Origin of the sequence: Cupriavidus malaysiensis (assembly GCF_001854325.1) — a bacterium.
In the GTDB taxonomy this organism is placed as follows: domain Bacteria; phylum Pseudomonadota; class Gammaproteobacteria; order Burkholderiales; family Burkholderiaceae; genus Cupriavidus; species Cupriavidus malaysiensis.
Genome location: NZ_CP017754.1, coordinates 2,484,615 through 2,497,847, shown reverse-complemented (window position 1 = coordinate 2,497,847; position 13,233 = coordinate 2,484,615). Strand labels below are relative to the sequence as shown.

Sequence of the window (13,233 nt, the reverse complement as noted above, 5' to 3'; positions counted from 1 at the left end):
AGAGGGGCTGCATCGCCTTTGAGCTTGCGTGATATCGCCGAGAACCTGCGGCATGAGCAGCGCAAGGTGATCCGATGCAACCTCTTGGATGCGAATAAGGCCATCCTCTACAAGGTCCAGTGGAGGGGCCCGTCGCCACCGAACATCAACCGCTGCGCGAAGTCGTTGAACAGCTCGCTCTTATTTGTCGCGGCATGAATCGTGTGGGAGCGCTATCTGCCTGCAACAGCGGTCGATTCATCGGGCTGCCAGCCACCGCCTAGCGCCTTGAATGCCGCGACGGCGGCCCGCGCCGATTCCGTTTGGGCCTGAGCTTGCGCGTCGGACGCGCGCAACAGGCTGTCATCCGCTTGCAGGACTTCGATCAAGCTGACGACGCCTTTCTGGTAGGCGGCGAACGAAGCGTTTCGCGCGCGGCCGAACGAATCCACGCCTTGCGCGAGCGTGACCGCCTGCTCCTCGCGCTTGACCAAAGCCGAGAAGGCGTCCTCCACGTCTTCCGTGGCGCGTAGCACGGCGAGCCGGTACGCGGCGAGCATTTCCGCTTCTTGTCCTTTGGCCTGAGCGATTTGTGCGTCGATACGGCCGAAGTCGAACAGGCGCCAGCGCAGGCCGAGGGCGCCGACGAATTGACTGGCCCCGCCGCCGAACAGACTGCCGGCGCCCACCGATGTGGCGCTGCCCAGCAGGCCACTGAACGAGAATTTCGGGTAGTACTCCGCAATGGCGACACCGATGCGCGCGTTGGAAGCCGCCAGGCGTCGCTCGGCAACGATGAGGTCAGGGCGTCGCCTCAGCAATTCGCCGGGCGATGCGCCGATCGCAATGCGAGGAGCAGCCGGGATGTCGCCGCCTTGTGCAAGCTCCTCCCGGTGGGTGCCCGGCAGCGAGCCGAGCATCACATCCAGCGCGTTCATCGCTGCATCGAGCCCGACCTCGATCGGTGGGATGGAAGCGCGAACCTGAGCGAGCGCGCCTTCGGCCTGCCGGACTTGAAGCTCGGCCGCGAGTCCCTTGCCATACAGCCGGTTGATGGTGGAGAGCAACTCCTCTTGCGTCTGCACCTGGTGGCGGGCCACCTTCAAGCGCGTCTGTAAGCCGCGGATGGTGATGTAGATATCGGCGGTCTGTGCGGCCACGGCCAGCCGTGTGGCAACTGCACCCGCCTGTGAGGCCTGGTAGTCGGCAAGCGCCGCCTCGCGGCCACGACGCAGGCCGCCGAATACATCCAACTCCCAGCTTGCATTGAGATCGGCCTCAAAAGCATTGCCGTAACGGTCGAAGCCCGGCCGAGCATTCAAGACGCGCCCCAAAGGGGTTTCAACGGACTGGTGCGCGCGCGCGGCCTGGCCTGCGACATTGCCGGAGGGCAGCAATGCGGCATTGGCAGCGCCAAGGCCCGCTCGGGCTTGCGTGACGCGGGCGAAGGCCTGTGCAAGGTCCAGGTTCTGCTCCAGTGCGAGTTGTACGAACCGCGTGAGCAGTGGGTCACTGAAGCCGGCCCACCATGCGGGCAGGTCGGCTGCGGTGTTGGCCACCCGCTGCTCGACCGCCGCCTGGCCCTGGAATCGCTCGGGAAGCGGCATATCGGGTTTCACATAGTCCGGGCCGACGGCGCACCCGGATGCCAGGCTAGCAACGCAGAGGGCGGCAAGGGAAAGCTTTGGCGACATGAGGGCGTCTTCCATCGAAATTTCTGTGACTATAGTACAAATTGGTCACTCGTTGTCCAATAATCGCGACTCGCGTAAGCTGGAGCCCATGAAGACCACCCCTTACCCCGTTTCCGCCCGCGGCCCGGCGGACCACGACGTGCGAGACCAGATCGTCGCGGCCGCCACCGAGCACTTCCGCCGCTACGGCTACGAGAAGACCGCCGTGTCCGATCTGGCCAAGGCCATCGGTTTTTCGAAGGCGTACATCTATAAGTTCTTCGAGTCCAAGCAGGCCATTGGCGAGATGATCTGCGCCAACTGCCTGCGCGAGATCGAGGCCGACGTGAAGGCCGCCATGGCGGAGGCCGACTCTCCGCCAGAGAGGCTGCGGCGTCTGTTCAAAGCCATGACCGAGGCCAGCCTTCGGCTGTTTTCCCACGACCGCAAGCTGTACGAGATCGCAGCCTCGGCAGCAACCGAGCGCTGGCAGGCCGTGCTCGCCTATGAAGAGCGCATCCAGACGTTGCTGCGCGATGTGCTGCAGGAGGGCCGGGAGAGCGGAGACTTCGAGCGCAAGACACCGTTGGACGAGGCGACCAAGGCGATCTACCTGGTCATGCGCCCGTACATGAATCCTTTGCTCTTGCAGCACAGCTTTGATTACACGGAAAGTGCGCCCGGACTGCTTTCCAGCCTCGTGCTTCGAAGTCTTTCCCCTTGAGGCGTTTTCTTTCTAAGTGACCATTGACTAAAACAGTCACTAGAACCAAAATGAAAGCCACGATCATCTCGTCGATGGGGCTTTCATGCTGTCGCGTCGCTTCGTTACCTCTACCGCTGTTCTTGCCGTTGTTCTTGCCGTTGTTCTTGCGTTACCGCTCGCACTGAGCGCTTGCGGCGCAAAGGCCCCTGCGGACCCGCGCACCGAGGCACCGCTGGTGCGTGCCACGGTCGTCCAGGCAGCGGGATCCGTCTCGCGTTCATTCACGGGCGTCGTCGCTGCCCGGGTGCAGAGCGACCTCGGCTTCCGTGTTTCTGGCAAGGTGCTGGAACGCCTTGTCGATGCGGGACAAACCGTTAAGCGCGGGCAGCCGCTCATGCGTATCGATCCGGTCGATCTGAAGCTCGCCGCGCATGCGCAGCAAGAAGCCGTGAGCGCTGCACGAGCGCGTGCGCAACAGACGGCGGAGGACGAGGCCCGTTACCGCGATTTGCGCGGAACCGGCGCCATCTCCGCTTCCGCCTATGACCAGGCAAAGGCCGCGGCGGACGCGGCCAAAGCCCAGTTGAGCGCGGCGCAAGCGCAGGCCGATGTGGCGCGTAACGCCAGCCGCTATGCAGAGCTGGTCGCGGATGGCGACGGCGTCGTGGTGGAAACGCTGGCCGAGCCCGGCCAGGTCGTGAACGCGGGGCAGACTGTTGTGCGCCTGGCCCACGCGGGCCGTCGCGAGGCGGTCATTCAGTTGCCGGAAACATTGCGGCCGGCGATCGGCTCTGTCGCACAAGCCGCAATATTCGGAAAAGACGGCACCAGCGTGCCGGCGCAACTGCGGCAGTTGTCGGACGCTGCAGATCGGCTTACCCGCACCTTCGAAGCGCGCTATGTGCTGAGCGGGGAACTGGCCAATGCGCCGCTGGGCGCCACGGTGACGATCCAGGTTGCCGATGCACTCACCACCGCCCAAGGCAATCTGCAGGTGCCGTTGGGTGCGCTGTTCGATGCAGGCAAGGGTTCGGGCGTGTGGGTGATCCAGGGGGATCCCGCCAAGGTGACGTGGCGATCCGTCACCATCGTCCGCCTGGGCGATGAAGGTGCCCGGGTGGCAGGCCAGGTCAAGCAGGGGGACCGGATCGTCGCGCTTGGTGCGCAGCTGCTGCGTGAGGGCCAGCAAGTCCGCCTGGCGGGCCAGGACGCCGGCACTGCCATCGCGGGGGTGCGTCCGTGAACCAAGGCCGCTTCAGCCGCTTCAACCTCTCCGCGCTCGCGGTGCGCGAGCGCGCCGTCACATTATTCCTTATCTGCCTGATCTCTCTGGCGGGGCTCATTTCCTTCTTCAAGCTGGGGCGCGCGGAGGACCCGGCGTTCACGGTCAAGGTGATGACGATCATCACCGCGTGGCCGGGCGCTACCGCGCAGGAGATGCAGGACCAGGTGGCCGAGAAGCTTGAAAAGCGCATGCAAGAATTGCGCTGGTACGACCGTACGGAAACGTACACACGGCCGGGCCTGGCATTCACCACGCTGACCCTGCTCGACAGCACGCCGCCATCGGAGGTTCAGGAGGAGTTCTATCAAGCGCGCAAGAAAGTCAGCGACGAGGTGGCCAACCTGCCGCCCGGCGTGATCGGGCCGATGGTCAACGACGAATATGCGGACGTGACGTTTGCGCTGTTTGCGCTGAAGGCGCAGGGTGAGCCGCAACGCGCTCTTGTCCGCGACGCGGAGACGCTGCGCCAGCGCTTGCTGCATGTGCCCGGCGTGAAGAAGGTCAACATCATCGGCGAGCAGTCGGAGCGCATCTACGTCGAGTTTTCGCATGACCGGCTGGCGACGCTGGGCGTGAGTCCGCAAGAGGTGTTTGCCGCGCTCAACAACCAGAATGCCCTCACGGCAGCCGGTTCGGTCGAGACGAAAGGGCCGCAGGTATTCGTTCGCCTGGATGGCGCGTTCGACGAACTGCAGAAGATCCGCGATACGCCGGTTGTATCGCAAGGCCGCACGTTGAAGCTGTCGGACATCGCCACAGTCAAGCGCGGTTATGAAGATCCGGCCACGTTCATGGTGCGCAATGGCGGTCAACCGGCCTTGCTGCTGGGCATCGTCATGCGCGAAGGCTGGAACGGGTTGGACCTGGGCAAGACGCTTGACAAGGAGGTCGGCGCCATCAACGCAGGTATGCCGCTCGGCATGAGCCTGACCAAGGTGACGGACCAGGCGGTCAACATCAGTGCTGCGGTCGATGAGTTCATGCTCAAGTTCTTCGCCGCGCTACTGGTGGTGATGCTGGTGAGTTTCGTCAGCATGGGCTGGCGTGCAGGCCTGGTGGTGGCTGCGGCTGTGCCGCTGACACTGGCGGTCGTCTTCGTGGTGATGGCCGCCACCGGCAGGAACTTCGACCGCATCACGCTCGGATCCTTGATCCTGGCGCTGGGCCTGCTGGTCGATGACGCCATCATCGCCATTGAAATGATGGTGGTGAAGATGGAAGAGGGCTACAGCCGTGTCGCCGCTTCGGCCTATGCGTGGAGCCATACTGCGGCGCCCATGCTATCGGGCTCGCTGGTGACCGCCGTCGGCTTCATGCCCAATGGCTTTGCGCGATCCACCGCCGGTGAATACACCAGCAACATGTTCTGGATCGTCGGCATTGCGTTGATCGCATCCTGGGTGGTCGCGGTGGTGTTCACGCCTTACCTGGGAGTGAAGATGCTGCCCGAATTCAGGAAGGTCGAAGGCGGCCATGATGCGATTTACGACACGCCCCGCTACAACCGCTTCCGTCGATTGCTCGGACGCGTGATTGCACGCAAATGGTTGGTCGCGGGTTCGGTGGTGGGCCTGTTCGCCTTGGCCATCGCGGGCATGGCGGTGGTCAAGAAACAGTTTTTCCCGATTTCGGATCGACCTGAAGTCCTGGTCGAGGTGCAGATGCCGTACGGCACGTCGATCCACCAGACCAGCATGGCCGCCGCAAAGCTGGAAGCCTGGCTCGCCAAACAGAAGGAAGCCAAGATCGTGACGGCTTATGTTGGCCAGGGTGCGCCCCGTTTCTATCTCGCGATGGGGCCGGAACTGCCCGATCCGTCGTTCGCCAAGATCGTGATCCGCACGAATAGCCAGGAAGAGCGCGACGCATTGAAGCAGCGCCTGCGCCAGGCCGTTGCCGATGGTCTTACCCCCGAGGCGCGCGTGCGTGTCACGCAACTGGTGTTTGGCCCGTATTCGCCGTTCCCGGTCGCTTACCGCGTGACCGGCCCGGACGTAGAGACCTTGCGCCGCATCGCGGCGGATGTCCGGCAGGTGATGGACGCCAGCCCGATGATGCGCACGGTCAACACTGACTGGGGGATGCGCGTCCCCACGCTGCACTTCACCTTGCAGCAGGACCGCCTACAGGCCGTTGGGCTGACCTCCAGCGCCGTTGCACAACAATTGCAGTTTCTGCTCAACGGCATTCCGGTGACGGCGGTGCGCGAGGACATCCGCACCGTCCAGGTGATCGCGCGCGCGGCCGGAGACGTCCGACTGGATCCGGCCAGGATTGGCGACCTGACGCTGGCTGGTGCCAACGGGCAGCGCATTCCACTCTCGCAGGTGGGCAAGATCGAGGTGCGCATGGAAGAGCCGATCGTCCGCCGGCGCGACCGCATGCCGACGATCACAGTCCGCGGCGACATTGCAGAGGACCTGCAGCCGCCCGATGTGTCGGCGGCCATCAGCAAGCAGCTTCAGCCGATCATCGAGAAACTGCCCAGCGGCTACCGCATCGAACAGGCGGGCTCTATCGAAGAATCGGGGAAGGCGACAAAGGCCATGCTGCCGCTTTTCCCGATCATGCTGGCCGTCACGTTGCTGATCCTAATCTTCCAGGTGCGTTCCATTCCGGCGATGGTGATGGTGTTCCTGACCAGCCCCCTCGGCTTGATTGGCGTGGTGCCAATGCTCATTCTGTTCGGGCAACCGTTCGGCATTAACGCCCTGGTGGGTTTGATTGCGTTGTCGGGCATCTTGATGCGCAACACGTTGATCCTGATCGGGCAGATCCAGCACAACAAAGACGAAGGGTTGGACCCGTTCAGGGCAGTGGTGGAAGCCACAGTTCAGCGTGCGCGGCCGGTGATACTGACGGCGTTGGCCGCCATCCTGGCCTTCATTCCGCTGACGCATTCGGTGTTCTGGGGGGCGCTGGCTTACACGCTCATCGGCGGGACGTTTGCCGGAACGATCCTGACCCTGGGATTCCTGCCGGCGATGTACGCCATCTGGTTCAGGATCCGGCCCACGAGCACAGCCGATGCTCGGCACGAGCGGCAACAGGCGGCAGGGCTCGCGAGACAACCGGCAGCTGAGTCATCTTGAGTTGCGAGGCCATGTTTTCGTCACATGGCCTTGCTGAGCGATATTGCAGCCTGCACAACTGGTCATTGTTTTGCTCGAATGAGACGTCGAGGCAGGGCAAGGCGAAGGGGGGTGTCTTTCTATTGCTTTTCTATTGCTTTTCTATTGCCAAAGCGATGTAAGCGCGTTTCGCAATTCGCAAAATCGGAACTGGTAGCCGTTCTGCAACAGCAGTGTCGGGATGACCTCCGTGCTGCCTAGCAACAAGGCCGACTGTTCGCCAAGCGCCAGGTGGAACAACGCGGCGGGCAAGCGTAGGAGGACCGGCCGTCGCAGCACGCATGCTGCCGTCCGCACGAACTCGGCCTGGCTGCAGGCGCTGGGTGCGGTCAGGTTATAGACCGACGCCTCGCCGCCCCGGCCACCATGGCGGCACGCGATCCACTCGAGCGCACCGAGCACATCGGCGATGTGCACCCAACTCTGCATCTGCGTCCCGTTCCCGATCACCGCCCCCAGTCCCACCTGCAAGGCCCGACGCAAGGCCGGCAATGCGCCGCCGTGGCCCAGAACAATGCCAAGTCTCATGCAGACCGTGTCGACGCCCAGCGCGCAGGCCGCACGCGCTGCCACTTCCCACTGCTGGCACAGCCGGGCAGCGTAGTCGCTGCCCGGCGCGCTGGTCTCGTCGAGACGACCCGGCGCGGCGGCGCCATAGTAGCCGATTGCGGAAGCACTCACCATCAGCCGAGGGCGCTGCTGTCGTGTCGCCAGCCAGGCCACCAGTTGCTGTGTCAGGCCGATGCGGCTGTCTTCCAGCACGCGCTTGCGGCCCGCCGTCCAGCGCGGGCCCAGGATGGGGGCTCCGGCCAGGTTGATCACCACGTCGAAGACAGCGTCCGCCGGCAGCGCCTGCAGGCTGGCCGTAAGACGCGCGCCCGCAGGCAATCGCCGCGCCGCGCCGGCGGGTTGACGCGACAACACGGTGACGGCGTGGCCTCCCATCAGCAGGCGGGATACCAGTGCGCGCCCGATAAAGCCGCTGCCGCCGGTGACGAGGAAGCGCTGCGCAGCGGTTCCCGCATCGCATGCGGCCCGCGCACCTGGGGCAATCGAATAAGCGGTCATAGTCTGATCAAGTCGTGGTTACCCAGGAGGGTCGGCTTGCACAACACGCGATAAGCGTCCGCGTCAGACGCGGGGGCGAACCGGCGCGGCCCCTCCGTGCGGACGTGGTCGGTCTCATGGCCCGGCCGACCCAGCTGAAGCATCGGGCGCACGCCGGCGCTCATGCGCCACGACGAGCGTCGTTCTTGCGAGGTCCGGCGCATGAAGGCGTCCACGTCATCGAGCACTGGTGCCAAGGCGCGCAATGGTGCTGCAAGCGCTCCGACCATCAAAGCGTGGACCAGCGCATCGTGCTTCTCCTCGGACGATCTGCTTTGGGTGGGTGAAAACTATCTGGTAAATATTGCTACTGTGTAGTAACTTTACTTCCGAGATAGTATTCAGGCAACCGGTCATTGGGCCTCAAGTGCCACGACCACGCGCTTTGCAGGTCGGTCACGATGGCAGAAGTGCACAGAAATCCATGCGAGTCGCAAGCGAGTAACCGAAATCGTCACCTTCCTGTAGCTATGACACTGGCCACCCCGCTTCCCTTGGATCTCCGTCAAGTGCCCTCGGCTGGACGGTTGCTGCTGAACCTACTGCGACGCATCGTCGCTGGCAGCCTTGTGCTGGTGACCCCTCATGGCGAGAGTATTCGTCTCGGTGAGCCTGGGGCCTTGCCAAGTGCCGAACTGCATATCCACGACTGGCGTGCCTGCGCGCGTATTCTCGCCAGTGGCGATGTGGGGTTCGCCGAGGCGCTGCGGGAGCGTTGGGTCGACTGCCACGACCTGACCAGCTTGCTGCGGCTGGCCCTGGTCAACCGTGCCGCCCTGGATCCGGCCATCTTCGGCAGCGGGCTGGCGCGACTGTGGCTGCGCCTGCGTCACCTGCTGCGACGCAACAGCCGGGCCGGCAGCCGGCGCAATATCCAGGCCCACTACGATCTCGGCAACGCTTTTTACCGGCTCTGGCTGGACGCGGGGATGACCTATTCCAGCGCGCTGTTCGACGGTGACTTCAGCCTGTCCCTCGATCTCGCCCAGCAAGCCAAGTACCGCCGCATCTGGGAACGGGTGGGCGGGCGCGCCGGCATGCATGTGCTGGAGATCGGTTGCGGCTGGGGGGGCTTCATGGAATTGGCCGCCAATGAAGGTGCCTCGGTGCTCGGCATCACGCTCTCCGGGCAGCAGCACGACTTCGCGCGCGAGCGCCTGGCGGCATGGGCCGGGGCCGAGGTGGCGCTGCGCGACTATCGCGAGGTGTCGGGCGAGTACGATGCCATCGTCTCGATCGAAATGTTCGAAGCAGTCGGCGAGGCCTATTGGCCGGCCTATTTCGGCACGCTGCAGCGCTGCCTGCGCCTCGGCGGGCGCGCAATGGTGCAGTCGATCACCATCGATGAGGCGCAGTTCGAGCGCTACCGCGCCGGTTCTGACTTCATCCAGCAGTTCATCTTCCCGGGCGGAATGCTGCCGAGCCGCGAACGATTCGCCACCGCCGCGCAGCGGCATGGACTGCGCGTCGTCGAGCGCCACGATTTCGGGCGCGACTACGCCGAGACGCTGCGCCGCTGGCGCGCCAGGTTCGAGGCTGCGCAGGAACAGGTGCTGGCGCAGGGCTTCGACGAGGCCTTCCTGCGTATCTGGCGTCTCTACCTGTGCTACTGCGAAGCCGGCTTCGACGAGGGTCGCATCGGGGTGTCGCAATTCCTGCTGGAGCGCAGCTGACCATGGCGCCGGCAGACTTGCTAATGCTGGCAGCCGAAGGGCTTGCCTTGGTGTTCCTCGGGGCTTGGCTGTGGCAATTGCGCACCGGCAATGCCGGCATGGTCGATCCGCTCTGGGCCCTGTCGCTGGGGGCGCTCGCGCCGCTGTATGCGGCGTTGGCCGGCGGCGCGCCGCTATCCCGGTTGCTGGTTGCCATTGGTGGTGGTTTGTGGGGCTTAAGGCTCGGCTTGCACTTGTGGCGGCGCAATGCCGGCAAACCGGAGGACGCGCGCTACCGCAAGCTGCGCGAGGACTGGGGAGACAGCGTTCAGCCGAAGTTGCTGGGGCTGTTTCTTCTTCAAGGCATCATCTCCCTGGCCTTATCTGTTGCGTTCCTTTTTCCGTGCTTGCGCGACCATTCGCCCGGGGCAGCGACCGTGCTGGCGTTTATCGTTTTATGGCTGATTGCCGTCATCGGGGAGAGCGTGGCCGATAGCCAGTTGCGGCGCTTCGCGTCGCAGCCGGAGAACCGTGGAGAAGTCTGCCGCGTCGGCCTCTGGCAATGGTCGCGCCACCCTAATTACTTCTTCGAATGCCTGCACTGGGTGGCCTATGTGCCGCTCGCGCTGGGCACGCCGTGGGGGTGGCTGACAGCGCTGGCCCCTGTGCTGATGGGCGCGCTGCTCTGGTACGTGTCCGGCATTCCGCTGCTGGAAGCACACCTGCTGGCAACCCGCTCGGGCTATGCCGACTACATGCGCACCACCAGCGCCCTGGTTCCCTGGCCACCGCGCCACCCAACGCAAGAGAGGAAAGCATGAGCATCCTGACCCCGACCTTGTCCCCCCGTGTCGCACCGGAACCTGGAGAGCACTGGCTGGTCAAGGCCTCCGAGCGGGGCTGGTTACCGGATTGGCTGATCCGTTTTGGAATGCGCCAACTGATGCGGCAGCGCTTGATCGAAGAGGGGCAGGACGACGGCGAATTCCGCTCGGATCGTACGCGTCGACTGCTCGACGAGCTGCGCCAGGGTCCGATCGCGATTGCCACCGAGATGGCCAACCAGCAGCACTACGAGTTGCCGCCGGCCTTCTTTGCCGCGCATCTGGGGCCAAACCTGAAGTATTCCTGCTGTCTCTACCCGTCTGGAGCCGAGTCCTTGCAGGTCGCAGAGGAGGCGATGTTCCAATGCTATGCGGAGCGCGCCAAGCTGGCAGATCGACAGACCATCCTTGACCTGGGCTGCGGCTGGGGTTCGCTGTCGCTGTGGATGGCCAAGCGCTATCCGCGTGCGACCATTGTCGCGCTGTCGAACTCGCACGGCCAGCGGCAATGGATCGAAGCGCGCGCGGCCGAACTGGGCTTGGGCAACCTGACCGTGCATACCGGCGACATCGTGGAATTTGATTTCCCTGACATGCCGTCGGGCGGGCGTTTCGACCGGGTGGTCTCGATCGAAATGTTCGAGCACATGAAGAGCTACGGCAGCCTGCTGGCCAAGGTGGCGCGCTGGATGAAGGCGGATGCGATGTTGTTCGTGCACATGTTCGCCCACCGCACGCTGGCTTATCACTTCGAGGTACGCGACGCGACGGACTGGATGAGCCGCCATTTCTTCACCGGCGGTACCATGCCGTCGGAAGCGCTCCTGCTGCATTTTCAGGACGACCTGCGTGTGGAGCGCCAATGGTGGCTGAGCGGCGAGCATTACGCACGCACCGCCGGGCACTGGCTGGCCGGCCTTGACGCGGCGCGCGGCCAACTGATGCCAATCCTGGCGCAGGCCTACGGCGAGGCCGGGGCACCGCTCTGGTTTCAGCGCTGGCGCATGTTCTACATGGCCGTGGCCGAGTTGTTCGGCTATGGCGGCGGCAACGAGTGGGGGGTGGTCCACTATCGCTTCGTCAAGCGCTGAGGCGGGTGCACTGATCTTCCGGTGTGCCGGTGCCGTCGCAGCGGGCAGCCGCATGGACCAGCAGCGGCAGGGCCAGGGCCCAGCCAGCGGCCAGCACCGCCAGCGCGTGCACGGGATCGGGAAACGTGGCGGCGCCCAGCGCGACGCCGGCACGGAACGACAGCGGCCCGGCCACGGCGCCGAGCAGGGCCGCCAGCCATGGCCGGCCACGCAGCCAGGAAAAGAGGACATTCAATTGCAACGCGAGCAATATCCACAAGCCGACCAGCCAGAGCGGCGCGCCGCCCGGCAGCGTGATGACGTGTGCGTATTGGACGAGCCCCAGACGGACGAGAGTCGTTTCCCAGAATGCGCCGCCCAGCGCTACGCCGGCGAGCAGGCACGCCTCGCGGCCCGGCCGAGGCACCTGCCACAGGTGGAGTGCCAGAACCGTGAGCGTGAAGGCCGGGCCCAGCCACGCCGCACCGTGCGCGGCGCCGAGCACCGCGGCGAACCAGCCGGCCTGGCCGAGCAGGGCGTAGGCAAGCCGGCGAGAGGTGGTGTGACGCATGCTGATTCCCGGTCAGCCCGCTGGAGACGGGCAATCCGACTTGGCGCCGTGGCGATGACGCTGGCGCTCGTCGCCGCCTGCGGTGCATCCCCACCCAACCAGAACCCGCGTGCGGAACTGCCGCTGAAGACGGTGCCGGTCGACCTGCCACGCTATATGGGCAAGTGGTATGTCATCGCCAACATCCCTTACTTCGGCGAGCGCGGCAATGTCGCCAGCTATGCCGAGTGGGTGCTGCGCGATGACGGCCGTATCGATGACCACTATGTCTACCGGCCCGGCAGCTTCGATGCGCCGACCAAACGCATGACCTTTCTCGATACGCCAGTGCCCGGCTCGGGCGGTGGCGAATGGCGCGTGCGGCTGTTCTGGCCGGTGACCGTGCAGCAGCTCACCCTCTACGTGGATCCAGACTACCAGGTCACGCTGCTCGGCTATCCAGGCAAGAGCCTGGGCTGGGTGTTTGCGCGCCGGCCGGACATGGACGACGGTACGTATCAGGCGCTGCTGCGGCGGCTTGACGAGATGGGCTACGATACCTCGCGCTTCCGTCGCGTTCCGCAATTCCCGTCGCAGCTGGGCCAGCCGGGCTTCCAGTCGCCGGGCGACAAGGAGTGAGTGCGCAATGGCGTCGCGTCGGGTCGCGCAACGCCACTGACAAAGGGGAAGCGGGATGCGATGGCTTGTCATCGGACTGGCGGCGCTGTGGTTAGGGTCGGCCTGGGGCCGTTGCGAGGACGGCCCGCCACCGCTGCGCCTGCACGGTGAGGGGCAACTCTGCCTTCTGGGATTCTGCCTGTACGACGCTCGCCTGTGGACCGCTCGACCCGGATTCAGCTATGAAGCGCCGTTCGCGCTCGACATCGTCTACCGACGCAGTATTCCTCGCGCGCGCATGATCGATACCGCGCTCGACGAGATCCGGCGCCTCAGCGATCCACCGCCGCCGGAGGTCACCCTCGAACGCTGGCGTGCGGCCATGATGCCGGCTTTCATCGACACGCGGCCGGGCGACGCCATCTGCGGCGTCTATCTGCCTGGCCGGGGCGTACGCTTCTACGTCAACGGTAGCGCCAGCGCGGAAATTGATGACCCCGTCTTCGCGCGGGCTTTCTTCGATATCTGGCTGTCTCCCGCGACCCGGGCCGGCAGCTTGCGGGAGCGCTTGCTCGGCGGCCGATGAAGGAGTTCCGCATGTGGCGTCTGCCTGGTAAGGGCTGTTGCGGGGGCAGGTG

11 protein-coding genes are annotated in these 13,233 nt (G+C 64.8%); 8 read left to right on the top strand and 3 right to left on the bottom strand.

Annotated features, from left to right (window positions below):
* Positions 1 to 212: 212 nt before the first annotated feature.
* Entirely contained in the window at positions 213 to 1,673 is a 1,461-nt protein-coding gene (locus BKK80_RS11025; RefSeq protein WP_071016340.1) for an efflux transporter outer membrane subunit, read from the bottom strand.
* Positions 1,674 to 1,761: 88 nt separating this feature from the next.
* Here BKK80_RS11025 and BKK80_RS11020 point away from each other — a divergent pair, with 88 nt between their 5' ends.
* The 3 genes from BKK80_RS11020 to BKK80_RS11010 all read left to right on the top strand — a co-directional run bounded on the left by BKK80_RS11020 (position 1,762) and on the right by BKK80_RS11010 (position 6,735).
* On the top strand, positions 1,762 to 2,376 hold the full coding sequence (locus tag BKK80_RS11020; RefSeq protein WP_071012747.1) for a TetR/AcrR family transcriptional regulator: 615 nt from the start codon (positions 1,762 to 1,764) through the stop codon (positions 2,374 to 2,376).
* Positions 2,377 to 2,461: 85 nt separating this feature from the next.
* Positions 2,462 to 3,601 carry an efflux RND transporter periplasmic adaptor subunit gene (locus BKK80_RS11015; protein WP_071012745.1) on the top strand — a complete coding sequence of 380 codons (1,140 nt, stop codon included), beginning with the start codon at positions 2,462 to 2,464 and terminating at the stop codon, positions 3,599 to 3,601.
* Entirely contained in the window at positions 3,598 to 6,735 is a 3,138-nt protein-coding gene (locus BKK80_RS11010; protein WP_071069415.1) for an efflux RND transporter permease subunit, read from the top strand. Before BKK80_RS11015 ends, BKK80_RS11010 begins: the two co-directional genes overlap by 4 nt.
* Positions 6,736 to 6,876: 141 nt before the next feature.
* Here the strand turns inward: BKK80_RS11010 and BKK80_RS11005 are convergent, their stop codons facing one another.
* Positions 6,877 to 7,842 carry a TIGR01777 family oxidoreductase gene (locus BKK80_RS11005; RefSeq protein ID WP_084545552.1) on the bottom strand — a complete coding sequence of 322 codons (966 nt, stop codon included), beginning with the start codon at positions 7,840 to 7,842 and terminating at the stop codon, positions 6,877 to 6,879.
* Between the two features lie 509 nt (positions 7,843 to 8,351).
* Here BKK80_RS11005 and BKK80_RS10995 point away from each other — a divergent pair.
* From BKK80_RS10995 to BKK80_RS10985, 3 genes are read left to right on the top strand one after another with little or no spacing between them, the layout of a single operon-like run.
* Positions 8,352 to 9,554 carry an SAM-dependent methyltransferase gene (locus BKK80_RS10995; protein ID WP_071036941.1) on the top strand — a complete coding sequence of 401 codons (1,203 nt, stop codon included), beginning with the start codon at positions 8,352 to 8,354 and terminating at the stop codon, positions 9,552 to 9,554.
* 2 nt (positions 9,555 to 9,556) lie between these two features.
* The gene (locus BKK80_RS10990) at positions 9,557 to 10,354 is read left to right on the top strand and encodes a DUF1295 domain-containing protein (protein WP_071012738.1); all 798 of its coding nucleotides are present in this window, start codon (positions 9,557 to 9,559) and stop codon (positions 10,352 to 10,354) included.
* Positions 10,351 to 11,448 (top strand): SAM-dependent methyltransferase, encoded by a 1,098-nt coding sequence (locus BKK80_RS10985; RefSeq protein ID WP_071012736.1) that lies wholly within the window; start codon positions 10,351 to 10,353, stop codon positions 11,446 to 11,448. Before BKK80_RS10990 ends, BKK80_RS10985 begins: the two co-directional genes overlap by 4 nt.
* On the opposite strand, the gene BKK80_RS10980 is transcribed toward BKK80_RS10985, so the two are convergent.
* Positions 11,438 to 11,998 carry a DUF2878 domain-containing protein gene (locus BKK80_RS10980; protein WP_071023256.1) on the bottom strand — a complete coding sequence of 187 codons (561 nt, stop codon included), beginning with the start codon at positions 11,996 to 11,998 and terminating at the stop codon, positions 11,438 to 11,440. The genes BKK80_RS10985 and BKK80_RS10980 overlap by 11 nt on opposite strands.
* Before the next feature lie 54 nt (positions 11,999 to 12,052).
* On the opposite strand from BKK80_RS10980, the gene BKK80_RS10975 reads away from it, so the two are divergent.
* Together BKK80_RS10975 and BKK80_RS10970 are read left to right on the top strand one after the other, a co-directional pair.
* On the top strand, positions 12,053 to 12,616 hold the full coding sequence (locus BKK80_RS10975) for a lipocalin family protein (RefSeq protein ID WP_205683693.1): 564 nt from the start codon (positions 12,053 to 12,055) through the stop codon (positions 12,614 to 12,616).
* A 55-nt stretch (positions 12,617 to 12,671) separates the two neighbouring features.
* Positions 12,672 to 13,181, top strand: a complete 510-nt coding sequence (locus BKK80_RS10970; RefSeq protein WP_156811590.1) for a chalcone isomerase family protein — start codon at positions 12,672 to 12,674, stop codon at positions 13,179 to 13,181.
* Positions 13,182 to 13,233 lie beyond the last annotated feature (52 nt).

Excerpts from the sequence above, each read along its gene's own strand:
- BKK80_RS10975 (WP_205683693.1), top strand. The coding sequence starts at position 12,053 with ATGACGCTGGCGCTCGTCGCCGCCTGCGGTGCATCCCCACCCAACCAG.
- BKK80_RS10985 (WP_071012736.1), top strand. The coding sequence starts at position 10,351 with ATGAGCATCCTGACCCCGACCTTGTCCCCCCGTGTCGCACCGGAACCT.
- BKK80_RS11025 (WP_071016340.1), bottom strand. The coding sequence starts at position 1,673 with ATGTCGCCAAAGCTTTCCCTTGCCGCCCTCTGCGTTGCTAGCCTGGCA.
- BKK80_RS11020 (WP_071012747.1), top strand. The coding sequence starts at position 1,762 with ATGAAGACCACCCCTTACCCCGTTTCCGCCCGCGGCCCGGCGGACCAC.
- BKK80_RS10990 (WP_071012738.1), top strand. The coding sequence starts at position 9,557 with ATGGCGCCGGCAGACTTGCTAATGCTGGCAGCCGAAGGGCTTGCCTTG.
- BKK80_RS10995 (WP_071036941.1), top strand. The coding sequence starts at position 8,352 with ATGACACTGGCCACCCCGCTTCCCTTGGATCTCCGTCAAGTGCCCTCG.
- BKK80_RS10980 (WP_071023256.1), bottom strand. The coding sequence starts at position 11,998 with ATGCGTCACACCACCTCTCGCCGGCTTGCCTACGCCCTGCTCGGCCAG.
- BKK80_RS11005 (WP_084545552.1), bottom strand. The coding sequence starts at position 7,842 with ATGACCGCTTATTCGATTGCCCCAGGTGCGCGGGCCGCATGCGATGCG.
- BKK80_RS11015 (WP_071012745.1), top strand. The coding sequence starts at position 2,462 with ATGCTGTCGCGTCGCTTCGTTACCTCTACCGCTGTTCTTGCCGTTGTT.
- BKK80_RS10970 (WP_156811590.1), top strand. The coding sequence starts at position 12,672 with ATGCGATGGCTTGTCATCGGACTGGCGGCGCTGTGGTTAGGGTCGGCC.